This window comes from Pseudomonas corni (genome assembly GCF_057128765.1).
In genome coordinates, this window is record NZ_JBSKHW010000005.1 from 227272 (window position 1) to 252327 (window position 25056).

A 25056-nucleotide genomic window follows, 5' to 3' on the forward strand; every position below is an offset into this window, starting at 1 on the left:
ATACCCACTGCGCGATTCGTCGCGCTGAACCAGAGAAGAAGGTAATTACATGTCCAACTCCAAAGTATTTTTCGACGTCACTGCTGATGGCGAGGCCCTGGGCCGCATCGTCATGGAACTGCGCAACGACGTGGTGCCGAAAACCGCTGAAAACTTCCGCGCACTGTGCACCGGCGAAGTAGACGGCCTGACCTACAAAGGCTCGTCGTTCCACCGCGTGATCAACGATTTCATGCTGCAAGGCGGCGACTTCACCAATCACAACGGCACTGGTGGCAAGTCGATCTACGGCAACAAGTTCGCCGACGAAAACTTCACCCTCAAGCACACCGAGCCAGGCGATCTGTCCATGGCTAACGCCGGCCCGAACACCAACGGCAGCCAATTCTTCATCACCACCATCGTCACCAGCTGGCTGGATGGCAAACACGTGGTGTTCGGTAAAGTTGTAGAAGGCATGGACGTGGTTCGCGCCATCGAAGCGTTGGGTTCGCAATCCGGCCGCACCAGCAAGAAAGTCACCATCGCCGATTGCGGCGAGCTGACCGAAGCCTGATTCAGTGTCGGTGATCGCCAGCGCGGCACCGACGCTCTACTCGTTTCGCCGGTGTCCTTACGCCATGCGTGCGCGCATGGCCGTAAGGTACGCAGGCTGCGCCGTGGAGATCGTCGAAGTCAGCCTCAAGGCCAAGCCTGCCGAAATGCTTGAGCGTTCGCCCAAGGGCACGGTCCCCGTTCTGGTGCTGGACGATCAGGTGCTGGAACAAAGCCTGGACATCATGCGCTGGGCATTGGCGCAGCATGATCCGCATGACTGGCTGATGGCGGATGATAAAGACGCTCAACTGCTCATTGCCGATCTGATCGCGCGCAATGATGGTGAATTCAAGACGTCGCTGGACCGCTACAAATACGCCGTGCGCTATCCCGAGTTCTCGCAAGTGGAATACCGGCAGCGTGGGGAAGTTTTTCTGAGCGAACTGGAAGACCGATTGGGGTCACAGCGCTTTCTGGTGACCGATCGCCTGACGCTGGCCGACATCGCCCTGGCGCCGTTCGTGCGGCAGTTCTGTTTTGTCGACCCCGACTGGTTTTGGCAGAGCCCGTATCCAAGGTTGCGTGAGTGGTTGCAGGCGTTTCTGGAGTCGAAAATTTTTCTGCAGGTGATGAGCAAATTGTAGGAGCGCGCTTGCCCGCGAAGCTTCTTTCCAATCAATAGATCTTCATCGCCCGTCAGATCGTTCGCGGGCAAGCGCGCTCCTACAGGGGTACGCTGTCAGACCACCCCCAACTGAAACACCCCTGAAAACGCCTCACCGTATTTATGCGGTGGATTGCCTGCGATCAGTTTTTGCGCCTTCTGCGTTGCAATGTCCTGGGCCACTTCGTAGCGGAACTCGATACTGCGAGCCACGCCGCCCACCGAACCCTGCCCAAAGCCCAGCAATGAGCAACCGTTGTTGATCAGGGCAAAGAACACCAATACCCAAAAGTTGAGCCCTTTCATGCTGCACGCCCCTGCGCATCGGCATTGACGCGCACGGACTCAACCACTGTCGATTGAGCAGACACCGAACTTGGTGTGGTGAGTTGTGGATTCATGCTGGTGATGACGACCACTGCGATGAAAACAACGTAAAGAGAAAGGGCGAAATACGCGCCTTGTTTAAGTGAATTGAGAATGGCAGTGGCCATGGGTGTCGCTCCGGGTTAATCCTGTTTCATGGCCGACAGGATGATGTAATCCGGTATTAATGAATAACGATGGCGATTTATAGCGAGCATCGATTTGGTTGATTATTTAAGGAATGTATTAGAGCGATAGCGTTTGAGGATCACGGACTGTAGGAGCGAACTTGTTCGCGAGGCGTCCTTTCAGGCATACCGCATTTAGCCATCTCGCCAACAAGTTGGCTCCTACAGAAAGTCGGGTTATCTAAATGACGGGCATAAAAAAATCCCCATCGCTTATTCAGCAGACGGGGATTAAAGGGAGGGAATCAACGCTTTCGCGAGCAAGCTCGTCTGACATTTGATGCATGGCCTGACACGTACGGGTCAGTGGGTCGCATCAACCTGCTCAAGACGAAGTTGCTCGCGAAAGCGTTTAAACAACAGCAGCGAGCAAAGCGTTCAAAGTCTGTTCTTGCAAATCCATTCCCCGGTGTCGTAAGTCACGCTAACGGGGAATGGATTTACGTCGAGTGTTCTAATCATTACTGAGTCTTGTGATCCAGTGCTGCGTAGAAGTTGGCGCTTTGTTGCAGATACTTCGGTGTGTAAGTCTGAGTCGAGCTAACTTTTTTGTCTGCAACTTCGACGCTGGCGCTGGCTGGCAGAGCAACAGTGGCAGAGATGGCAGACGCGGCGATGATGGAGAAGATATTGAAGTTCATGATGTGTACCTCGGTGGAGTGTTGCGTTTCAAGTCTTGACCGTCTTGGCCGTGAATTGAAAGTACGCCCGAGGTGCCGACATCAGAAATGCTTTGTAGCACTAGCCCTTATCATTTGAATTAATACATCGCTCCAGCCCGTACAAATGAAGGGCTGGAGCGATTTTCACGCCCTCACTTGGAGGTCAGGAAACGGAAGTCGGATGGCGAATCGAAGTCCAGTTTCTGCACGGTGTCGCCCAAAAGGCCGGTTTTAGGGTCCACACGCACGGTCACGATCTGGTTGCTTTTCTGGTTGGCGATCAACACGAAGTGACCGCTGGGGTCGAAGCTGAACTCGCGCGGCTCCTTGCCTTCAACCGAACGACGCTGGATCTCTTTCAACTGGCCGGTCGCCTGGTCGATGCTGAATACCAGCAGCTCATTCACTGCACCGCGATTGGCGACGTACAGGAATTTGCCGTCTGGCGAGGTGTGCAACCCGCCTGCAGCGCGTTGGTCCTGGCCTTCCTTGCTGGCAAGCTCGACCTGTTGCGTGCGCTTGAACACACCATCGTGGTAGTCGAACACGGTGACCTGCGCATTCATTTCCGTGGTCAGCCAGGCATGTTTGCCGTCTTTGCTGAACAGCAAATGCCGAGGTCCGCTACCGGCCGGCATATCGACGGAAGGGGTTTTTGCTGGCTGCAGGGGCTGGGTTTTCTTGCCGTCGTAGTTGAAGACGAACAGCTTATCGGCGCCCAGGTCGCTGGCGATCAGGTACTTGCCGTCGGGTGAAGGCACCGCCGAATGCACGTGGGACGATGCCTGGCGTTCCGGATTCACCTTGCTGGCCGGGTGGATGCTGGTTTGCGCCACCGGTGACAATTTGCCGTCCTTGCCCACCGGCACTACCGCCAGCGAACCGCCTGGTTGAGGGTTGACGGCGTAATTGGCGACGAACAGGAATCGCTCATCAGCGCTCAGACTCGAATGGGTCGGCTCTTCGCTCTTGCTTTCAATCGCATTGATGAACGAGACGGCGTGGGTCTTGGGATCGATGGAAAAGCTACTGACCTTGCCGACGGTGTCGGTCTGGCCAGGGCCGTTCTCATTGACGGCAAACAGGTGGCGCTGGTCTTTGGTGAGCGTCAGCCACGACGGATTTTCGCTTTTGATCACCTGGCGCGGGGTAGCGTCGAGCTGGCCGGTGGTGGTGTTAAAGCCAAAGCGATAAATGCCTTCGCTGGCGCCAGCGGTGTAGGAACCGACCAGCACGTCATAGTCAGTCATGGTTTTTGCCTGAAGGGGAAATGCGCTGATGCTGCTGGCCATTACCAGCCAAGGCAGAATTTTACGAGTCATGGGCAGTTCTCTTTGTTGATTGTTTGCCGTTGATTCATTGCTGAACGCGGACGTCGTGGGTATGACAGCGGGTGGCGGCGGGTAGTTGCCGACTCTCGGTCACTGTAGGAGCGCGCTTGCCCGCGATGGCGTGCGCCCAGACACAGCAAGGTCGTTTGACACAGCGCAATCGCGGGCAAGCGCGCTCCTACAAAAAAAGCGTTACCCCTGCTCTTCATCATCCTCATCACGGGCAGCAAACGCGCTCATGGCGATGATCCGATGATCGGCGTTGCCGTCGTTGATCACCCAGCTCTGCAGCGCGTCGTCGAAGCTGGCGGCCTCGATCTGCGCGAGACTGAAGCGCCAGACCTTGCGCTCGCGGCCGTCCATGCTTTCGATGTTCAGTTGCTCCTCGTTCAAGGAAAACTCGAAGGCGTGCAGCCCGTCGATTTCCAGCATGTCGGCGGTTTGCAGGGCGGCGAGCAGGTTTTCAGGAGTGGTGGTCATGGCATTCATTCGCGTAGGTGAAAGGGCGAATGATAGGCGAAAAGACGCCCGCGTGTGGTCGCGGGCGCTTTAGATACAGATTTTTGGACAATCAGTCGTGGGTCGTCTCACGCACATAAAAGCGCTGCGGAATGCCCCAGACGATCAACGCTACAGCCAGCACGCTCACGGCGCACAAGGCATACAACGCAGGAGTCGCGGTGCCGGTGAGGTCTTTGATCCGCCCGACCATGAACGGCGCGATAATCCCGCCCAACTGGCCCAGCGAGTTGATCAACGCAATCCCTGCCGCTGCGGCGAGGCCGGTCAGGAAGCGTGGCGGGATGGTCCAGAAGATCGGCATCCAGGCGATAAGCCCGGTCATGATCATGCTCATGCCGATCATCAACGGCAGCAATTGACCGGGGAACAGCGCGCAAACCAGATACCCCGCCGCGGTCAACGTCGCGCAACCGGCCATGTGCCAGCGACGTTCGGCGTGACGGTCGGAACTGGCGCCAATCAACAAGTTGCCGATCACGGCCACCACATAGGGGATCACAGTCAACAGCCCGATATTCAAGGTGTCGAGCACCCCTGCGCTCTTGATCAGTTGCGGCATCCAGAACAGCAGGCCGGTCAGGGCCATCACCAGGCACAGGTAAATTGCCGACATCACGTAGGTCGTCGGCTCTTTCCAGACGTCTTTGAAGCGCTGCGGCGTCTCGGGCTGTTTTTCCTTGGCCATGCGGTCGAGCACGACCTGCTTCTCTTGGGCATTGAGCCAGGTGGCGTCCTGGATGCGGTCCTTGAGCACACAAAACACAACGACACCGATCAGGATCGACGGCACGCCTTCGAGCAGAAACAGCCAGCGCCAGCCGGCCAGGCCCATGACGCCGTCCATGTGCCCGAGGATCAGCCCGGCCAGCGGCCCGCCGACAATCCCGCACAACGGAATCGAGCTTTTGAAGTAGGAGTTGACCCGCGCGCGACGTGTGCTCGGGTACCACTGGGTGAAGAAATACAACACGCCGGGGACGAATCCGGCCTCCATCACGCCGATCAGAAACCGCAGGGTGTAAAACCAGAATTCGGTCTGCACGAACATCATGCAGGACGAGGCAATACCCCAGGAAACCATGATCCGGGCGATCCAGACCCGCGCGCCGATCTTGTGCAGAAGAATGTTGCTTGGCACTTCGAACAGGAAGTACCCGACGAAAAACAGGCTCGCCCCCAGTCCGTAAACGGTTTCGCTGAAGCCTAGATCGCTGGCCATTTGCAGCTTGGCAAAACTGATATTGACCCGGTCCAGGTAAGCGAACAGAAAACAGACGATGAACAACGGCACGATGCGCCAGCTCACCTTGCGGTAGATGGCGGCTTCGAGCGTGTCGGCTTCGACATGTTCGACCGGTATGGCGTTGGCGGTCATGGGGCGCACCTCGGTTGTTTTTATTGGGTGTCGTTTTTCATCCGGTTAGGCTGGACAGCAAACGTCATGCCTGGCGCGGACCCGTGGGAGCGGACTTGTCCGCGAAAGCAATGTGTCAGGCACTGATCATGTATTGCCTGCTCTGGCCTCTTCGCGGACGAGTCCGCTCCCACAGGGTTTGTCGATCAGCTATCAGAGCTGAGTAATCCCACCCGGCTCAAACACCGCATCCGTTTGCGCAATGCCATTGACCAACGGCGCGCCGAACTCAGCCTGGCTAATTTCGAACTGATCCCCCGGCTGAGTCCTGATGCCATCGGCAAACGACAAGGTGGCGGTGCCGAAGAAATGCACATGCACATCACCCGCACGTAAAAACTGCGCGTATTTGAAGTGGTGATACTCAAGGTTTTCCAGGCTGTGGCACATGTTGGCCTCGCCGCTCAGAAACTCCTTCTCCCACAACACTTCGCCGTCACGCAGGATGCGGCTGGTGCCGACCAGATTTTGTGGCAGGTCACCGACCCGTAATTCCGGGCCGAAGCTGCACGCTCGCAGTTTCGAGTGGGCCAGATACAGGTAGTTTTTGCGCTCCATGACGTGGTCGGAAAACTCATTGCCAATGGCATAACCCAGGCGATATGGCCTGCCGTCATGACCGATGACGTAAAGCCCGCTCAACTCGGGTTCCTCGCCCGCATCTTCGGAAAACGGCGGCTGTGGGAAGGCTTCGCCCGGACGAATGACGATGCTGCCGTCGCCCTTGTAGAACCACTCCGGCTGCACGCCCGCCGTGCCCGCTTCGGGTTTGCCGCCTTCCAGGCCCCATTTGAAGATGCGCATGGTGTCGGTCATCGCCGCTTCGTCACCGGCATGCTGGTGCATTTTGTCCCGCGCAGAAGCGCTGCCCAAGTGAGTCAGGCCGGTGCCGCTGACCAGCACATGGGCCGGATCGGGATGGTCCAGCGGCGGCAGAATGCGCAGGTCGGCGCGCAGCTGAGAGTAATCGTGGCTGTCGCCCAGGCCCAGGCTGTCGACCTGTTCGGCCAGGGAGGTTTTTTTGGCGATGGCTGCCAGGGCCAATTCGCGGGTGCTGGTTGCGCCCTCGATTTCACGCACCAGTGCGCCGTCCACCAGACCGACTCGGCGTTCACCGTTGCTCAATTCGAACTGTACTAAATGCATGGGATTCTCCTTTTCAATAATGTCCACGACTCTGTAGGAGCCAACTTGTTGGCGAGCAGGTCGCTCGGTGTTCTACCGGACGCTTCGCGAATGAATTCGCTCCTACAGGTTTTGTATCAATGTCCAAAAATTTCGACGCCCCTGTAGGAGCCAACTTGTTGGCGAGCAGATCGCGCGGTGTCAGACCGGATGCTTCGCGAATGAATTCGCTCCTACAGGTTTTGTATCGGTTCCCGAGGGCCGCGCACTTGTAGGAGCGCGCTTGCCCGCGATAGCGATCTGTCTGAAACATACTCATGTCTGTCACACAGCATTCGCGGGCAAGCGCGCTCCTACACCGGATTTGCGTCAGGCCTTGCTGCTGCGCGCGCTCGCGGCGAATTTCGATTCGGGCAACACGTGCTTGCGCTCAAGGACGCGGTAGACGATCCCGGTCAGGATCAAGCCGAACACCATCACCCCCGAGAGGAAATACAGCCCGCTCGCCAGATTGCCGGTGATCTCTTTCAGCCAGCCGATCACGAACGGGCCGATGTAGCCGCCCAGATTCCCCACCGAGTTGATCAAGGCAATCCCCGCCGCCGCACTGGCACCGGCGAAGAAACGCCCCGGCAACGTCCAGAACACCGCCGTGCAGGAAAACAACGAGAACGCCACCAGGCATAACGCGCCCAGTTGCAGCGCGGGCACCGTCAGGTAAGCGCTGAAGAACAGGCCAATCGCACCGATCACATACAGCACCGCCAGGTGGCCGTAGCGATCGTTCAGCCGATCAGAACTGCGCGGCACTATCAGCAGACCGATGATGCCGAAAATGTAGGGAATCGAAGACACGAACCCGGTCGTCAGATCGCTACCGCCGAACTGCTTGATCAGCGTCGGCAGCCACAGGCCCAGACCATAAATGCTCAGGGTCACTGGAAGATAGAACAGCGCCAGCAACAGCACGCGTTTGTCTTTGAGCGCATGCAGCGGATTGCCGTGGCGGGTCTGGCCGTACTCTTCCAGGTCCTTTTTCAGCTCGCCTTCCAGCCAGGTTTTCTCGACCGGGTCCATCCACTTCACGTTCTTGGGACCGTCCGGCAGCCAGCGCAATACTGGCCAGGTCAGCAGAATCGCTGGCGCGCCGATGCACAGGAACAGCCACTGCCAGCCGTGCAGACCAGCAACGCCTTCCATGCCCAGCAGGCCACCGGAAATCGGGCCGGTGATCATCATGGCGATGGGTTGCGAGAGGATGAACAGCCCCAGAATCTTGCCGCGATGGCGCACCGGGAACCACTGGGTGATGTAGTACAGAACGCCGGGAAAGAAGCCCGCTTCCGCCGCACCCAACAGGAAACGCATCACATAAAAGCTGGTCGGCCCCGAGACAAAGGCCATGCCCATGGTGATCGCGCCCCAGGTCAGCATGATCCGCGCGAACCAGCGACGGGCCCCGAAGCGTTCGAGCATCAGGTTGCTAGGGATTTCCAAAAGGAAGTAACCAATGAAGAACAGCCCGGCTCCGAGGCCATAGGCAGCATCGCCGATGCCGACGTCCGCGCCCATGTGCAGCTTGGCGAAACCGACAGCGGAGCGGTCCACATACGCGATCAGGTACAACAGGATCAGAAAGGGAATCAGTTTCAGGGTGATGCGACGAATAAGCCTGAGTTCCTGGCTCATGTATGCGTTCTCCACGTTTGTTTTTGTTATGGAAACGTCGGGGATCGTCTCTGCCGTCGTGTGCGCCGTGCTACTTATAACTGGCCTGGCAGGATCGTCCCTCGATGAAAGCAGACTATATAGTAATACTATTTAAGGTTTCAACTCTTCCACTCGGCGTAATTTCAGCCTATTTTAGTCAGCACACAAAGCCTTTAGTCTTACAAATGAAGTCTTAAAATAAGAGTGCTGATTTATGTCCGATTCCGAGAAAAAGCCCACCCTGCGTTCTGCCCAATGGTTTGGTACTGCCGACAAAAACGGCTTCATGTACCGCAGCTGGATGAAGAACCAAGGCATCGCCGACCATCAGTTTGGCAAACCCATTATCGGCATCTGCAACACCTGGTCTGAACTGACCCCGTGCAACGCCCACTTCCGCACCATCGCCGAACACGTCAAACGTGGCGTCATCGAGGCCGGTGGTTTCCCCGTTGAGTTCCCGGTGTTTTCCAACGGCGAATCGAACCTGCGCCCCACCGCCATGCTGACCCGCAACCTGGCGAGCATGGACGTGGAAGAAGCCATTCGCGGCAACCCTATCGACGGCGTGGTGCTGCTGACCGGTTGCGACAAAACCACTCCGGCGCTGTTGATGGGCGCGGCCAGTTGCGACATCCCGGCCATCGTCGTTACCGGCGGCCCGATGCTCAACGGCAAACACAAGGGCAAGGACATCGGCGCCGGGACTATCGTCTGGCAGATGCACGAATCCTACAAAGCCGGGCAGATCAGCCTGGACGAATTCCTCTCGGCCGAAGCCGGCATGTCGCGTTCGGCGGGCACCTGCAACACCATGGGCACCGCCTCGACCATGGCCTGCATGGCCGAAGCACTGGGCACTTCCCTGCCCCACAACGCGGCGATTCCTGCGGTGGATGCAAGGCGTTATGTGTTGGCGCATATGTCCGGCATGCGCGCAGTGGAAATGGTGAAACAGGACCTGCGTCTGTCGAAGATCCTGACCAAGGAAGCGTTCGAAAACGCGATTCGGGTCAATGCGGCCATCGGCGGTTCGACCAACGCTGTTATCCATTTGAAGGCCATCGCCGGGCGCATCGGCGTCGATCTGGAGCTGGACGACTGGACCCGCATCGGGCGCGGCATGCCGACCATTGTGGATCTGCAGCCGTCCGGGCGCTTCCTGATGGAAGAGTTTTACTACGCCGGTGGCCTGCCAGCAGTGCTGCGCCGCATGGATGAAGCCAATCTTCTACCCCACCCGAACGCGTTAACGGTCAACGGCCAGAGCCTGCGGGAGAACGTGAAGAACTCGCCGATCTATGGCGAAGACGAAGTGATTCGCGCGCTGGATAACCCGATCCGCGCTGACGGCGGCATCTGTGTGTTGCGTGGAAATCTGGCGCCACTGGGCGCGGTGCTCAAGCCTTCCGCTGCAACGCCTGCTCTGATGCAGCATCGCGGTCGCGCGGTGGTGTTCGAGAACTTCGACATGTACAAGGCGCGGATCAACGATCCGGATCTGGACGTGGACGCCAACAGCATTCTGGTGATGAAGAACTGCGGGCCGAAGGGTTATCCGGGCATGGCCGAAGTGGGCAACATGGGTTTGCCGGCCAAACTGCTGGCTCAAGGCGTGACCGATATGGTGCGGATTTCCGATGCGCGCATGAGCGGCACGGCGTACGGCACGGTTGTGTTGCACGTAGCGCCGGAAGCGGCAGCGGGCGGGCCGTTGGCGGTGGTGCAGGAAGGCGACTTCATCGAGCTGGATTGCGCAACCGGGCGTCTGCACCTCGACATCCCGGAAGCGGAACTGGCCGCGCGCCTGGCCGATTGGCAAGCGCCGCCGCAGTTGCTGATCGGCGGCTATCGCCAGCTCTATATCGACCACGTGATGCAGGCCGATCAAGGCTGCGATTTCGACTTCCTGGTCGGCATGCGCGGGTCTGAAGTGCCAAGGCATTCGCATTGACAGGCCTTGACCTGTAGGAGCGCGCTTGCCCGCGATAGCGTCGGATCAGGCACATCGATGTCGCTTGACACCAAGCCTTCGCGGGCAAGCGCGCTCCTACAACCGAACTCAGCCGCCGCGGACATTCGCGCCAGCCCCTCTGTAGGAGCGAACTTGTTCGCGAGCGCTATATCTGACCCACCGCGTTGCCCCTCGCCAACAAGTTGTCTCCCACAGAAATCCGCTATGATGCGCCGCATTCATCGCTCAGGATCGCCCCGCGCCCCATGGATTACCGTAAGCCCTCCGACCGCAAAAGCATGCACTCGCGCATCGTCCAGGAAATCGGCATGCAGATCGTTTCGGGTCGCTTCAAGCCCGATGACAAACTGCCGCCCGAAGCCTTGCTGTGTGAGGAATACGCGGTCAGCCGTCCGGTATTGCGTGAAGCTACGCGGGTGCTGGTCGCCAAAGGGCTGGTGTACTCGCGGCCTCGGGTGGGGACCGTGGTCAAACCCCGTCGCGAATGGCACATCCTGGACCCCGATGTGCTGCACTGGCTGATGCAAAGCTCGCCACAGAATGAGTTCTTCGCCCTGCTCACCAGCGTGCGCAGCATCATCGAGCCCGCCGCCGCCGCCCTCGCCGCGCAACACGCCAGCGCCGACGACATCGCCCTGATCAACGAAGCCTACACCCGCATGGAAGGCGCGCAGACCGTTGAAGACGTGCTGCAACCGGACCTGGATTTCCATAGCCGCATCGCCGACGCCACCCACAACGACTTGCTGGCGCACCTGTGCAACATGCTCTCGCTGGCGCTACGTGAAGCGCTAAAACACTCTAATCAGCGTCCCAACCTGCACGAACTGGCATTGCCGCGACACAAGGCTATCCTCACCGCCATCGAAAACCGCGATGCTCTCGGCGCACATCATGCGACGCTGGTGCAACTGGATGACGCACGCAACGCCCTGAGTGTGGTGCTAGGGCAAAACCTGAAGCTGTAAATCGCCCGGTGCTAATGCGTCAAACGCCCCAGGCGTGTGTGCTTGATCGCGAAGATTCCCGCTCTACACGCTGCATCGTCAGGTACTGAACACCCCGGCACGGGTTGTGCTACTCAAGCAGTACCGATCAAGAACAGCACTCATTGGATGAGGCTCTTTTCATGTACCGCATCTCCAGTCCCCGCTTAGCCATGTGGTTGCTGTTGACAGTGTCCTCGCTGGCCCACGCCGATTTCAGCCAGAACAAGGCGCTGTTGATCGGTGTCGATGGCATGCAACTGGAAAAACTGCAGAACGCCATCGACGCTGGACAGGCGCCTGCCCTCGCGAGTTTTCATCTGTATAAATCCTGGACGGGGGGCATTGTCGGCGGCGCAAGCGAGCAGCCCACACTCAGCGGCCCCGGCTGGACCACCCTGCTTACCGGCGCCTGGCTGGATCGCCATGGGGTCAGCGGCAACGACGGCAATCTGCGCAATCGCACCGCCAGCCTGTTCAAGCGCATCGATGAGTCAGCGCCGACACGCCACACCGCCAGCATCGTCAGCTGGAACACGATCAACGATCACTTCGCCGATGACATTGCCGCCGGGCACATCGAACAGGCGTCACGCTGCAGTGGAGACGATCAGTGTGTCGTGCAAAAAACCGTCGAAGCCCTGCGCTCGGGCAATTTCGATTTCATCTTCGCGCACATTGATCAACCCGACCGGGTCGGCCATGAGCTTGGGTTTTCAGCTGATTATCAGGATTCCATCCACGCCGTCGATGAGCAGATCCAGCAGATCATGGGTTTCGTCAATCATCGCCGTTTCACCCATCCCGATGAGAACTGGCTGGTAATCGTGAGCACCGATCACGGTCGCAAGCTGCCCGAAGGCCGGGATCACGGGGGCCAGACGCAGGAAGAAAAAACCACATTCATCGGCATTAACAAGGTGCCCAACGAGCAGTTGGCCAGGCCGATACCTGACCCGGACAACGCCGATTTCGATGGGTTATACGGATACGCCAGTCAGGCAGATGTTGCCCCGACGATATTGACGCACCTGGGCATTCAGCCTGACCCGGCGCATTACAGCATCGACGGCTTGCCACTGATCGGTCCGCTGGGGGCTCGGCAATTGGCGGCCAGTCTGGACGTGCCCGCCTACACCGTCACCTTGCAATGGCGAACCACTGCGCCCGGAAAGCAGCCCATCCAGATTTACCGCTCGGGCAAACTGCTAGCGACGATAAGCGGCAGCGAAATTGAATACGTTGACCGCGACTTACCCAAGCACGTCGCCGCGCTCAACTACACCGTCGTCATGAATGGCGTACCCGTTTCGCGCTGGGTGAAAGTCGCACGGTAAGCACCCACCCTGTAGGAGCCAACTCGTTGGCGAGGCGACCTGCCCGGTATCCCGGAAAAAACGGCTCGCGAACAAGTTCGCTCCTACAGGTTCGGCGTACTACGGATCAATGTGAAAACAGCGAATTCCCCACCTTGCCCGCCATTTTCTCCGGTTTGATCAGGAACCGCGCCAGCGCTGGCAACAGCCACAACGCCCCGAACATGTTCCACAGCAGCATGAACGTCAGCATCAGGCCCATGTCGGCCTGGAACTTGATCGCCGAAAAGATCCATGTGCACACACCGATCGCCAGGCACAACCCGGTGAACAGCACCGCCTTGCCCGTAGATTTGAGCGTTTCGTAATAGGCTTCCTGCAATGGCAGCCCCGCGCGCAGGAAGGTTTCCAGACGGCTGTAGATGTAAATCCCGTAATCGACACCGATGCCCACGCCCAACGCCACCACTGGCAAGGTCGCGACCTTCACACCAATACCCATGAACGCCATCAGCGCGTTGCCGAGCACCGAGGTCAGCACCAGCGGCAACACGATGCACAAGGTCGCCGCCCACGAGCGGAACGTGATCATGCACATCACGGCCACGCACAGATACACCAGCACCAGGATCGTCAGCTCAGCCGACTTGATCACCTCGTTGGTTGCTGCCTCGATCCCGGCGTTACCGGCGGCGAGCAGGAATTCCAGGCCGTCCTGGTTGTTCTCATCGGCAAAGGTCTGCACCGCATGCACAGCACGGTCCAGGGTTTCGGCCTTGTGGTCATTCAGGAAAATCAACAGGGGTGCCAGCGAACAGGTGTTGTTGTACAGGCCGTCGGCACGGGCGATGGAGCTGTTGAGCACGTCCTTGTTGCGCGACAGCGACTCCCATTTCAGGTTGCCCTCGTTCATGCCCTTGATCACTTGTTTGGACACGGTCACCAGCGAGATCGCCGACTGCACGCCCGGGGTGTTTTCCATCTTCCATGACAGTTCGTTGATCGCCGACAAAGTCTGGTACGCCGAGCAGCCTTCGGGCGGCGTCTTGACCATCACCACCAATACGTCGGAACTGGTGGAGTAGTTGTTGATGATGAATGCGTTGTCCTGGTTGTAGCGCGAGTCCGGCCGCAGTTCCGGCGCACCCTGGTCGAGGTCTCCGATCTTCAGGTTGTGGCCGTACCAAAGCCCGCCAGCCATGGCGATCACTGCCAGCGCAATCGACACGGGCGCGACTTTGGCGCTGGCAAAGTTCGACAGCAGGCGCCAGAACGGATGCTCGCGCACCGAATCCTTTTTACTGCGCACCACCGCCTTTTTGCTGATGCCCGCGTAGGAAATCGCCACTGGCAACAGAATCAGGTTGGTGAACACGATCACCGCGACACCAATCGACGCACCAATTGCCAGCTCGCGGATCACGCCGATGTCGATGATCAGCAGCGTGATGAAGCCCACGGCATCCGCCAGGATCGCGATCATCCCCGGCAGGAACAGCTGACGAAACGTGCGCTTGGCCGCAAGCAAAGCGCTGTCGGCGTCGCTGGATTGCAGGGCGATGCCGTTGATTTTCTGCACGCCGTGGGAAATCCCGATGGCGAAGATCAGAAACGGCACCAGCATTGAGTAGGGATCAAGCCCGAAACCCACCACATGCATCAGCCCCAGTTGCCAGATAACGGCGATCAGTGTGGTACACAACACCGCCACCGTGCTGCGAATGCATCGGGTGAACCAGATCAGCAGCACCAGCGTGATCAGAAACGCTACGCCGAAGAACATCACGACCATGATCAAGCCATCGATCAGATCGCCCACCTTCTTGGCGAAACCGACCACGTGAATCTCGACGTTGGGGTTTTGCGCTTCGTATTTGTCGCGGATCTTTTCTTCCAGTTGATGGGAGAACTGGCGGTAGTCCAGCGGCAGCAATTTGCTCTGATCGGCCGGGTCCGGATAGAACTCCTGCAGCGGCACATCGACGATGCTGGATTTGAAGTTGTTTGCCACCAGGCGCCCGACCTGGCCGGACTTGAGTACGTTGTTGCGCAGTTTGTCGAGACTGTCCTGGGAGCCGTCGTAGCTTTGGGGGATCACCTCGCCACCGGCAAAACCCTCTTCGGTGACTTCGGTCCAGCGCACGCTCGGGCTCCATAGCGACTTGAGCCCGGAACGGTCGACACCAGAGATATAAAACACCTCGTCGTTGATCTGCCGCAGGGTCTCCATGTAGTCCTTGGAAAAGATGTCGCCGTCCTTGGCTTCGACAGAAATGCGTACAGTGTTGCCCAGGTTCGCCAGGTCGTTACGGTGCTCCATCATCTTCTGAATGAACGGATGCCCCAGCGGAATCATTTTTTCGAAACTGGTGGAAGGCCGCACCAGCGTTGCCTGCCAGAACAGGAAAATACTCACCACCAGGCAGATACCAATCACCACCGGCCGGTTGTTGAAGATCAGTCGCTCAAGGAAAGTGGACTTTTCTTGGGGCACTTGAAGATTTGTCATGGGCAATACGTCCTCGCCTTCTGTTCTTATTGTTGGGCGACATCAGCGCCCGTTGGCGAGGCAACGTGAACGCCGCCCTGTCCGACCAGAATCAAATCGCCTTTATCGTCCTCGGCGACGCCGCTGAGCGAGATGCGGTCCGAGCGGTTTGAGACCTTGAACGTCAGGCCATCGTCGGTGCTGCGCATGACGCTGCCGCCATTGCCGACCAGCACTAGAGAGCCGTCCGGCAACAAGGAGGCATTGGACAGGCTGAATTCGAGGGGGCCGCGTTCCCCCTGCAGGGCGATAGGCTCCCAGCTGTCGCCGAAATCGGTGGAGCGATAGAGATTGCCGCGCAATCCATACGCCAACAGAGTGTTGGGCTGGGCCGTGCCGACCACGCCGAACAGCGAACCTTGGTACGGGCCTTCAAGCTTTTCCCAGGTCTGGCCGTCGTCCGGGGAGCGGAACATGCTGCCCATTTCACCGACGATGAATAGCCCGGCATCTTTCACCAGAGCAATGCCGTTGAGGTGGTACTGGTCTTCGTTATCGATGCGCTCGCTGATGTCCTCCCAGTGCTGGCCGCCGTCGATAGTTTCCAGCAACGCGCCATAGGCACCGACCGCGATGCCGTTCTGGGTGTCCTTGAACCAGACATCCAGCAGCGGCGCCTCGCGCTTGAGGTCTTCGAATTGTTTGACCCAGGTCGCGCCGCCGTCGCTGCTGGCGAGGATCTGCGCATCATGGCCGACCGCCCAACCGTGCTGGTCATCGACGAAGTACACCGAAGTGAGCAATTGGCGGGTGGGTACTTTGGCCTGAGTCCAGGTCTTGGCCTGGTCATCGGAATAGAGGATGTGGCCACGATCGCCGACCACCACCAGACGCTTGCCGGCCTGGGTCACGTCCAGCAGCAGGCCGCGTGAGGCTTTGCTGGATTCGATTGCGTAGACGGTGGAATCGCCTGCGTTAGCGGGGGCATCGGCGGGCGAAGACTCGGCTGCATGGGCAGGCAATGCGGCGCTCGCGAGTGTCAGAGAAATGAGTAATGACAACAGGGTGTTCAGGGGCTTGCTGGTGTAAGTGGTCTGGGGGCTGTGATCACCCACACTGACATCGGACCGAGTGCGCCGATTGACTGGCTCACGCATGGAGCTTCCCCTTCCATTATTTTTATTAGGTTCTGCGCAGAGTGCGGCGTCGGCCTGCAAGCGCTCTAGCCTGCGTATCTGCTTGGCGGTTTGCCTTGCGCAGCGAACCCATCCTATCCAGCTTTGGAAACGTATGACAATCGACATGACGTTATCTTTTGTTAAGCAACGACGCGGTGATTGCAGCGTTATCACTGGGGCTGATGGAGACTGTAGCCCGTGGGATGGGCTGTCGGGTGACATACATCCGTTCCCGGCACCCAGCTTGTAGGAGACAACTCGTTGGCGAGAGGGATTACGCGGTGTAACAGGCAAGACCGTTTCGCGAACAAGTTCGCTCCTACAGAACCGCGTACATCCAGCCTCGGCACACAACCTGTAGGAGACAACTTGTTGGCGAGCGGGATTACGCGGTGTGCCCGGCAACACCCTCTCGCGAACAAGTTCGCTCCTACAGAACCGCGTACATCCAGCCACGGCACACAACCTGTAGGAGACAACTTGTTGGCGAGCGGGATTACGCGGTGTAACAGGCAAGACCGTCTCGCGAACAAGTTCGCTCCTACAGAACCGCGTGCATCCAGCCCCGGCACATAACCTGTAGGAGACAACTTGTTGGCGAGCGGGATTACGGGGTGTGCCCGGCAAGACCCTCTCGCGAACAAGTTCGCTCCTACAGAACCGCGTGCATCCAGCCGATGAAACCCCCTGTAGGAGCTGACGAGCAACGCGAGGCTGCGATCGCGGTGTGTCAGACAAAGTGCATTGGTCGTGCACGCCGCTGGAAGCTCGCGTTGCTCGCCGGCATTTACAGGGCGCTCCCTTGCCGACTCAAAAGTTATAACTGACCGCCAGTGTGGAAAGAATGGTCTTGGCAGACTGCCCGCTGGAATTGCCCGGCACGTGCTGGCTGCCACCCTCCAATGCGTCTTTGATCCGCGTGCTGCCCTTGGCCTCGGCATACCGCTGGTAATCCACGCCCGCCTTCACCGACAACTGCGGCGTGAACTGATAAGACAATCCCACCGCCAGGCTCTGCATTCGCCCTTGATTACCATGATCACCAGCGAAGGTCGTCTCCCGCTCATGATGGTTATCGAAGTCACTGACCTTGACCCACTGGCTGTATTTGTAGCGGCTTTCCAGCGTCCAGTTGCGAAGGGTGTAACGCCCGACCAGCCCGACATAGGGCGTGTCATAGCGCTGCTTGTAGCTGATCCCTTTGAGCCCGTCCGGAATCTCTCCTGTCAGGTCGCGATAGCCGTCTTCCGACGAATACTGAAAGTGCCCTCCCCGGGCTTGCCAGCCGAACTGGCTGCGCTGATAGCCAGCCGTGACCCCGAGCGCGACATCATCACCCTTTATAGCCCACGCAGTTGCCGCGAATTCAGCCTGCCAAGCCTTTTTGACGCGGGTATCCGGGTGATTGGAGTAGTCACTCCAGTCGGCATGTTCATCGCTGAGCCAGTCATAGTCCTTCATATGACCATCGCCCTTGCCGACCATGGTCCAGCCTCGCAGATCCAGGGTCAGCCACTGCAGGGGATGGACCGTCATTCCCAAATGCAGCGTCGGAACCTGTTTCATGTCCCAGTTCAGCTGGCTGATCTTCTTGCCGTCGTCTGTGTCATAAACCTTTTCCCGAGCCTGGCCGTTCAGCAGCCCGACGCCCATGCTCAATTCCACACTGCCCAGATCGACGCGTTGTTCATTGGTCATTTGCGCATCGGCCATCGCTTGTTGCGCGAACGTGACCAGCCCCAGCAAAACCAGTGTTTTCTGTCCCTTCATCGACACGACATACCTTTCATTGGGAGGAAGTGCCTGCGATGGCGGATGCTCGTGCAGGCGTTGAAAAGATGAACGCGCGGGCGGGATTTTTCTGTCAGGGCGCTCTGGTAGTGCCGTGGGAAAAAATGACCGACCGATGATAGAAACGGACTACAAAAAAGAAACACAAAAAAGGGCTGCCCGCGTTAGCGAACAGCCCCTTTGTGTTTGCCTATGTTGCTCAGCCAGAGCGTTACTCAGCCAGGCTTTTGCTCACGACCTCATAAACATCACTGGACAACTGCCCCGACGCGCGAATGCGCTCTAGCTCGCCTTTCATCAAGGCCTGGCGCTTGGCGTCGTATTTGCGCCAGCGGGTCAGCGGCGCCAGTTGACGGGAGGCGATCTGTGGGTTGAAGCCGTTCAGTTCGATGACCAGATCGGCCAGGAAGCGATAGCCGGAGCCATCCGCCGCGTGGAAGTTGATCAGGTTCTGCCCGGCAAACGCACCGATCAGCGCACGCACTTTGTTCGGGTTCTTCATGGTGAACGCTGGGTGCTGCATCAACGCTTTCACGCGCTCCAGACCACCCGGCAACGGGCTGCCGGCCTGCACACTGAACCACTGATCCATAACCAATGGATTGTCTTTGAAGTTTTCGGCGAAGGTCGCGAGGGCCTTGTCCTTGTCTTCGGTGAACGGCGAGTTGACCAAAACCGCCAGCGCGGTCAGGCGCTCGGTCATGTTGTCGGCGGTGTCGAACTGCTCGTTGGTCGCAGCCAGCACTTCAGGTTTACCCACCAGCATCAGGTACGACAGCGCGATGTTTTGCAGTGCGCGACGAGCGAAATGCTCGGCCTCGGCCACATACGGCGTGGCTTTGGAGATTGCGCGATTGGCCTGATAACGCTTGAACAGGCCTTCCGACAGTTTCTCGGCCAGCTGCAAACGGGCGAATTCACGTGCGGCATGGATAGCATCGACGTCAGCCACTTCGCTGATCTCTGTCAGATACGCCTCGCCCGGCAGCGAGAGCATTTCTGCGACCATCGCTTGATCCAGGCTTTCATCGTTCAGCACGGTGTTCAGTGCTGTAACCAGACGCTGATCCATTTCAAGCGGCTTGCCCGCTTGGTGCTGCGCGATCAGTTCTTGCAGCACCTGCACCGACAACTGCTGGCCAGCGTCCCAACGGTTGAAACCGTCGGTATCGTGCTGCATCAGGAACATCAGTTGATCGCGGTTGTACGGGAAGCTCAGTTTGACCGGCGCCGAGAACCCGCGCAGCAAGGACGGCAGCGGCTTTTCGGCGATATCGACGAAAGTAAATGTCTGCTCGGCCTCGATCACCGACAGCACGCGAGACGTGTTGACTGCCGCTTCTTCACTTTCGAGGCGCAACGGCAACTCGGTGCCCTCGGCGTCGAGCAAACCAAGAGAGACCGGAATCACGAACGGTTTTTTCTCATTGCCCGGTTGGCCCGGCGTGGTTGGCGCGGTCTGGCGGAAGGTCAGGCTGTAGGTCTTGGCGGCGGCATCGTAAGCATCGGTGACAGCCAGACGTGGCGTACCAGCCTGCGAGTACCAGCGCTTGAATTGGGTCAGGTCAACGCCGTTGGCGTCTTCCATGGCCTTGATAAAGTCATCGCAAGTCACCGCCTGACCGTCATGGCGCTCGAAATACAGGTCGCTGCCCTTGCGGAAGCCCTCGGCGCCCAGCAGCGTGTGGATCATGCCCACGACTTCCGAACCCTTTTCGTACACGGTCAGGGTGTAGAAGTTGGAAATTTCGATGAAGCTGTCCGGGCGCACGGCGTGGGCCATGGGGCCTGCATCTTCGGCGAACTGGTGGGTACGCAGGTACGCGACGTCCTGAATACGCTTGACCGTGGCCGAGTTCATGTCCGCCGAGAAGCCGGAGTCGCGGTACACGGTGAAGCCTTCCTTGAGCGACAGCTGGAACCAGTCGCGGCAGGTCACGCGGTTGCCCGACCAGTTGTGGAAGTATTCGTGGGCGACGATGGCCTCGACGCGCTGGTGAGCGGCATCGGTCGCGGTTTCGGCACGTGCCAGCACAGCGCTGGAATTGAAGATGTTGAGGCCCTTGTTCTCCATCGCGCCCATGTTGAAGTCGTTAACCGCCACGATCATGAAGATGTCCAGATCGTATTCGCGGCCGTAGACCTCTTCGTCCCAACGCATGGATTTTTTCAGGCTGTCCATGGCGTGCTGACATTTGTCGACGTTTTCAGGCTCGACGAAGATGCGCAGCGTGACCTTGCGGTCGGTCATGGTGATGAAAGTGTCTTCAATGCACCACAAATCACCAGCTACCAACGCGAACAGGTACGCAGGTTTTTTGAACGGATCTTCCCAGGTCGCCCAGTGCCGGCCGTCTTCGCCAGGCCCTTGAGCCACCAGGTTGCCATTGGACAGCAGCACCGGGAAATCATGCTTGCTGCCGCTGACCGTGGTGGTGAACTTGCTCATCACGTCCGGGCGGTCGAGGTAATAGGTGATCTTGCGAAAACCCTCGGCCTCGCACTGGGTGCAGAACATGCCGCTGGACTTGTACAGCCCTTCCAGCGCGGTGTTGGTTTCCGGGTGAATCTTGACCGTGGTGTCCAGCGTAAAGCTGTCGGTCTTGGGGTGGAGGGTCAGGCTGTCGTCGGTCAGCAGGTAATCCGCCGCCGTCAAATCGACGTCTGCCAGCTTGATCGATTGCAATTCCAGCAGTTGCCCGTCCAGCACGAGAGGCGGCAAACCGGCGCCGCGCTCAGGATTGCGGCGCATCACCAACTGCGCATGGACCAGCGAATGGTCATCGAACAATTCGAACGTCAGGTGCGTCTCGTCAATGAGGTACTCAGGCGCCTGATAATCCTTCAGGTAGATCATTTTCGGCTGGTCGGTGCGCATGATGATTCCTTATTACTGATGCACGGCGAGTTGATACGCCGTGTACTTGCGAATATTGATCACGCCGGTATCAAAGATCAGGTATTGGCCCTTGATCCCCATTAACGTGCCTTCGGCGATCGGGTCCTTGTCCAGATTGAAACTGACGATCTTGGTCGGGTACGCCTCAACCGGATACACCATCTCGATCGGCTCGACGTCGTGCAGCATTTGGATGGCCTGCAGACCGAATCGTTCTTGCAAACCGGCAAGGCCCTCGCCGCAAGACTCGAATAACTGCTGACGAATCGCTTTGAGGTCAACCGCCGGCGCATCGCCTTTGAGCAGCGCGCGCCAATTGGTGCGGTCGGCGACCTGGCTGCGCAGCAAGTCTTCGACGAATCCTGACTGCTGCCGGGTGGCCACACGCAGGATCGGTAACGCCTGGCTTGCGCCCTGATCCAGCCAGCGGGTCGGCAGTTGCGTGGCGCGGGTGATCCCGACCTTAACGCCTGACGAATTAGCCAGATAGACCACATGGTCGGTCATGCAAAATTGCTGGCCCCACTCTGGATCGCGGCAGGTGCCGTGTTCGTGGTGGCACTTTTCCGGGCTCATGATGCAGATGTCGCACTGGGCGAGTTTCTGCATGCACGGGTAGCAATAGCCCTGGCTGAAACTGGTCTTGGTGCGGCGCCCGCAATTGCTGCAATGGATGGCACCGAGGTATTCCAGGCGGACAGTCTTGCCGATCAACGGATTGACCGGAATCTCGACTTCGCCCAGACGGAAGTTGTACTGAACCTGCGACGCTTCAATGCGCGCCGACATTTTGTTGACTGCACCGCGGCCAATCTCGATCAATGGATGGCATCCGACTTGAACAGGATATTGGGTACCGGCGCGGATTTGGACGCGCATTCCTGCGGCCCCATGTAACCGATGCGCTGGTCTTCGGGCACGTTACGCACTTCCCAGGCGATCAGCGCCTGCAGCGACAGCTCGCGTTGCTCTTGGGTCAGCTTGCGCCCGTCGGACCATTTGCCGATTTCCACGGCCAGTTTCAGGCTCTCGTAGACGTCCGGGGTGATGTTTTCGATCATTTCGTTGAACGTGGACATGAAGCTCTCCCAGAAGTTAGCCGGCGATTTTAATGTTTACGGCGGGCCAATGCACCGCCCAGCAGACCTGTAACACAACCGATGATCAGACCGCCGACATGGGCGCCGTTGGCGATTTCACCAAAGCCCAGCAGGCTGACCACGCCGGTCAGGCACACGGCCAGCCAGACCAGCATCATGATCAACACGCCACGGGGTAAACGGTACATGGGGTTGGGCGCGAGCAATTGAAAGATCCAGCAATGGCCGAGCAAACCGTACAACACACCCGACAAGCCGCCGAACAGGCTCGGGCCGCTCCACAAGTACTGGATGTAATTGGACACCGCGCTGAACACCAGCGTCAGGACCAACAGTTGCCATCCGCCCTGGCGCATCTCGATACGCTTGCCCAGCTCCCAGTACCACATGCCGTTCATGGCCAGGTGCAGCAGGCCGAAGTGGATCAGCATCGGCGAAACGATTCGCCACCACTGCCCCGCCGCCAGACTGTCCTGCAACGGCGTGAACGTCGCGTACTCACCGCGTACCTGGAAGTCGTTGAAGGTGAACCAGCTCAGCGCATCGAGGTTGTCCCCCAACAGCGTGATGCCTCCGACAATCGCTGCCAGCAACAGAATCAGCGCCGTCACCGGGCTGCTGCGCAACTGCACCCAAGCGCTCGCCAGCCCGCTGGGGCGCTTGAATGTGGAAACCTGCTGACCAGGCTGCAACTGAGCAGTGGGATCGCCTTCAGGGTAACGCTCGTACAAATCACGGACGTCATCGGCCAGTTGTGTAGCGCCTGGCACCCAGAGCACTTGCTCCCCCGCTTCTTCACTGACCCGATGCGGGACATTCAAACGGGTGAGCAAATCGACAAAACCGCTTAGATCAGTCGTCAGCGGCAGACGTAAAACGGCGACAGGACTCATTCAACATTCTCGGGGCGGGTGACGTCGACCCAGACAAATTTACCCGGATCGATCTGGGTTTCCTGATCGAGGCGGTAGGCAACCAGTTTGCCGTACAGCACTGCGCTGTAATCCAGACAGGCCAGGTTTGGCCGAATGGCTGCGGGGATGCCGCTGCGCCAGTAATGACCGACGAACAACAATGGCTCGTTGATGCCATAGCGCAGCAGGGCGTTTTTTTCGGTATCGGATAAGGGCCGTTTGGCGACCGGCTCCGGCAATGCGTCCGGCTGAAACACCACGTCGCCGTAGGTTTGCGGGTCGTCTTCCCAGAACTTGGTGCGGAAGGAGGCGCGGGTCAGGCCGTCGCCGCCGGTTAACGTCATGCCGTGGGGCAGGCGCATATCAGTGCCACGCAGCAGGCGGTCGAACACCGCAGCGGCAAAGCTGCCGGGTATGGCAGAAGCCTGGACGAAATGCTGGTCGATCCGCCCATCGCCATGCACGCCGCGCAATGGCTCGATCAGGCTGGTGTCCCAACAGGCATGCACCAGCCGGAAACGCTCGGCGTCAATGAACAGCGGCAGTTGGTAAAACCACTGAGTGAAATCATGCCAGTCGGCGGGATGCTGCTCGAATTGCGCCAGTGTTTCCCCCAGCAGTCGCAAATGACGCGGAGAATGCTCGCGCACGAATTGCTGGCCGGTTTCCGGCGGCGCTGGCGTGATCCAGCCCAGCGCGTTGAATTCGTGGTTGCCCATGATGCAGAACGCCTGGCCGGCCTCGACCATGTCATGGACGATGTGCAGCGCCTCGCGGATGCGCGGGCCACGGTCGATGATGTCGCCCAGGAACAAAGCGATGCGTTCAGGATGGCGCCAGACGCCCGCCTGAAAACGGTAACCGAGGGTGTCGAGCAAGTGCTCAAGGGTCTGGGCACAACCATGCACGTCACCGATCAGATCGTAGCTACGCGCGGGATCGAGCATCAGTCGCCTCCACCGCCGAGCCGACTGCCCCAACCCAACTTGGTACGGCAGACCTCGTAGTAGTTGTGATCCAGTGGATGGATCAGGCGCAGTTTCTGCGGCTTTTTCTTCACGGTGACCGTGTCACCCGGCGCGCAGGTGAAGTGGTTTTGCCCGTCGCAGGAGACCTGTGGATAAATCGTCATGTCTTTTGAGACAACGATTTTCAGCTCGCTGTTGCCATCGACGACAATTGGCCGCCCCGACAAGGTGTGCGGGTACATCGGCACAATGACGATGGCGTCGAGTTTGGGGTGCATGATCGGCCCGCCCGCTGACAACGCGTAGGCGGTTGAGCCGGTGGGCGTAGCGACGATCAAGCCGTCGGCCTTCTGGCTGCAGACGAACTGACCGTCGATGTAGATTTCGAATTCGATCATGCGCGTGGATTTGCCGGGGTGCAGCACCACGTCGTTGAGGGCATCGCCCTGGCCGATGGCTTCGCCATGACGGCGGACTTCGGCCTGCAGCAGGAAACGGTTTTCCACCAGATAGTGGCCGTCGAGCACTTCGGCGACTTTGACTTCCAGTTCGTCAGGGCGGATATCGGTCAGAAAGCCCAGGCTGCCACGGTTGATACCCAGCACCGGGACGTTGTGTTTGGCCAAGGCGCGGGCGGCGCCAAGCAGGCTGCCATCGCCACCGACCACGATGACCATGTCGCAGACTTCACCAAGCATCTTGCGCGAGGAGGTCTGCATGCCATGGCCCGGCAGGACCTCGGCAATGGTGTCTTCGAGGATCACGTGCAAGTGCCGCGACATCAGGAATTTCTTCAGTCGGCGAACGGTCTCCAGCACTTGGGTGCTGCCGAGGCGACCGATGATGCCGATATTGCGAAATTGCTCCATGGGGCTCCCGCGGGGTTTGGCGCGTGCAAAGAAGGGGATTATGGGCGAAAGGC

22 protein-coding genes are annotated in these 25056 nt (G+C 58.8%); 5 read left to right on the plus strand and 17 right to left on the minus strand.

Annotation, left to right across the window (positions count from 1 at the left end; all coding sequences use genetic code 11):
* Positions 1-49: 49 nt before the first annotated feature.
* Positions 50-556 carry a peptidylprolyl isomerase gene (locus ACWKV9_RS11185; protein WP_483836174.1) on the plus strand — a complete coding sequence of 169 codons (507 nt, stop codon included), beginning with the start codon at positions 50-52 and terminating at the stop codon, positions 554-556.
* 13 nt (positions 557-569) lie between these two features.
* Positions 570-1181: a glutathione S-transferase gene (locus ACWKV9_RS11190; protein ID WP_483836209.1), complete on the plus strand. Its 612-nt coding sequence runs from the start codon at positions 570-572 to the stop codon at positions 1179-1181.
* 95 nt (positions 1182-1276) lie between these two features.
* Here the strand turns inward: ACWKV9_RS11190 and ACWKV9_RS11195 are convergent, their stop codons facing one another.
* From ACWKV9_RS11195 to ACWKV9_RS11230, 8 genes are all read right to left on the minus strand, one after another.
* Positions 1277-1507 (minus strand): hypothetical protein, encoded by a 231-nt coding sequence (locus tag ACWKV9_RS11195; protein ID WP_483836175.1) that lies wholly within the window; start codon positions 1505-1507, stop codon positions 1277-1279.
* The gene (locus tag ACWKV9_RS11200; RefSeq protein ID WP_483836176.1) at positions 1504-1695 is read right to left on the minus strand and encodes a hypothetical protein; all 192 of its coding nucleotides are present in this window, start codon (positions 1693-1695) and stop codon (positions 1504-1506) included. Before ACWKV9_RS11200 ends, ACWKV9_RS11195 begins: the two co-directional genes overlap by 4 nt.
* Before the next feature lie 521 nt (positions 1696-2216).
* Positions 2217-2396 (minus strand): hypothetical protein, encoded by a 180-nt coding sequence (locus tag ACWKV9_RS11205; RefSeq protein WP_483836177.1) that lies wholly within the window; start codon positions 2394-2396, stop codon positions 2217-2219.
* A gap of 173 nt (positions 2397-2569) precedes the next feature.
* The gene (locus tag ACWKV9_RS11210; RefSeq protein WP_483836178.1) at positions 2570-3739 is read right to left on the minus strand and encodes a lactonase family protein; all 1170 of its coding nucleotides are present in this window, start codon (positions 3737-3739) and stop codon (positions 2570-2572) included.
* A gap of 201 nt (positions 3740-3940) precedes the next feature.
* A complete protein-coding gene (locus ACWKV9_RS11215) occupies positions 3941-4228 on the minus strand; it encodes a DUF5629 family protein (protein ID WP_483836179.1) in 288 nt (95 codons plus the stop codon).
* Between the two features lie 91 nt (positions 4229-4319).
* Positions 4320-5645 carry an MFS transporter gene (locus ACWKV9_RS11220; RefSeq protein WP_483836180.1) on the minus strand — a complete coding sequence of 442 codons (1326 nt, stop codon included), beginning with the start codon at positions 5643-5645 and terminating at the stop codon, positions 4320-4322.
* A gap of 192 nt (positions 5646-5837) precedes the next feature.
* The gene (gene araD1 / locus ACWKV9_RS11225) at positions 5838-6830 is read right to left on the minus strand and encodes an AraD1 family protein (RefSeq protein ID WP_483836181.1); all 993 of its coding nucleotides are present in this window, start codon (positions 6828-6830) and stop codon (positions 5838-5840) included.
* Between the two features lie 348 nt (positions 6831-7178).
* Complete coding sequence (locus tag ACWKV9_RS11230) at positions 7179-8498, minus strand: MFS transporter (protein WP_483836182.1); 1320 nt, start codon at positions 8496-8498, stop codon at positions 7179-7181.
* 235 nt (positions 8499-8733) lie between these two features.
* Here ACWKV9_RS11230 and ACWKV9_RS11235 point away from each other — a divergent pair, with 235 nt between their 5' ends.
* The 3 genes from ACWKV9_RS11235 (at position 8734) to ACWKV9_RS11245 (ending at position 12817) form a co-directional block, all read left to right on the plus strand.
* Positions 8734-10473, plus strand: a complete 1740-nt coding sequence (locus tag ACWKV9_RS11235) for an IlvD/Edd family dehydratase (protein ID WP_483836183.1) — start codon at positions 8734-8736, stop codon at positions 10471-10473.
* 266 nt (positions 10474-10739) lie between these two features.
* Positions 10740-11462 (plus strand): FadR/GntR family transcriptional regulator, encoded by a 723-nt coding sequence (locus ACWKV9_RS11240; protein ID WP_483836184.1) that lies wholly within the window; start codon positions 10740-10742, stop codon positions 11460-11462.
* 161 nt (positions 11463-11623) lie between these two features.
* Positions 11624-12817, plus strand: coding sequence for an alkaline phosphatase family protein (locus tag ACWKV9_RS11245; protein ID WP_483836185.1), 1194 nt, complete (start codon positions 11624-11626; stop codon positions 12815-12817).
* A gap of 106 nt (positions 12818-12923) precedes the next feature.
* Here the strand turns inward: ACWKV9_RS11245 and ACWKV9_RS11250 are convergent, their stop codons facing one another.
* The 9 genes from ACWKV9_RS11250 to ACWKV9_RS11290 all read right to left on the minus strand — a co-directional run bounded on the left by ACWKV9_RS11250 (position 12924) and on the right by ACWKV9_RS11290 (position 25003).
* Positions 12924-15305: an efflux RND transporter permease subunit gene (locus ACWKV9_RS11250; RefSeq protein ID WP_483836186.1), complete on the minus strand. Its 2382-nt coding sequence runs from the start codon at positions 15303-15305 to the stop codon at positions 12924-12926.
* A gap of 26 nt (positions 15306-15331) precedes the next feature.
* Entirely contained in the window at positions 15332-16441 is a 1110-nt protein-coding gene (locus tag ACWKV9_RS11255) for a WD40/YVTN/BNR-like repeat-containing protein (protein ID WP_483836187.1), read from the minus strand.
* Between the two features lie 831 nt (positions 16442-17272).
* Complete coding sequence (locus ACWKV9_RS11260; protein WP_483836188.1) at positions 17273-18232, minus strand: omptin family outer membrane protease; 960 nt, start codon at positions 18230-18232, stop codon at positions 17273-17275.
* Between the two features lie 232 nt (positions 18233-18464).
* Positions 18465-21131 (minus strand): aminopeptidase N, encoded by a 2667-nt coding sequence (gene pepN / locus ACWKV9_RS11265; RefSeq protein ID WP_483836189.1) that lies wholly within the window; start codon positions 21129-21131, stop codon positions 18465-18467.
* 12 nt (positions 21132-21143) lie between these two features.
* Complete coding sequence (locus ACWKV9_RS11270; protein WP_483836190.1) at positions 21144-21974, minus strand: DUF2797 domain-containing protein; 831 nt, start codon at positions 21972-21974, stop codon at positions 21144-21146.
* The gene (locus tag ACWKV9_RS11275; RefSeq protein ID WP_268797197.1) at positions 21971-22231 is read right to left on the minus strand and encodes a YeaC family protein; all 261 of its coding nucleotides are present in this window, start codon (positions 22229-22231) and stop codon (positions 21971-21973) included. Before ACWKV9_RS11275 ends, ACWKV9_RS11270 begins: the two co-directional genes overlap by 4 nt.
* 29 nt (positions 22232-22260) lie before the next feature.
* Positions 22261-23145: a rhomboid family intramembrane serine protease gene (locus ACWKV9_RS11280; protein ID WP_483836191.1), complete on the minus strand. Its 885-nt coding sequence runs from the start codon at positions 23143-23145 to the stop codon at positions 22261-22263.
* A complete protein-coding gene (locus ACWKV9_RS11285) occupies positions 23142-24113 on the minus strand; it encodes a metallophosphoesterase (protein ID WP_483836192.1) in 972 nt (323 codons plus the stop codon). Before ACWKV9_RS11285 ends, ACWKV9_RS11280 begins: the two co-directional genes overlap by 4 nt.
* A complete protein-coding gene (locus ACWKV9_RS11290; protein ID WP_483836193.1) occupies positions 24113-25003 on the minus strand; it encodes an NAD(+) kinase in 891 nt (296 codons plus the stop codon). Before ACWKV9_RS11290 ends, ACWKV9_RS11285 begins: the two co-directional genes overlap by 1 nt.
* Between the last annotated feature and the right edge of the window lie 53 nt (positions 25004-25056).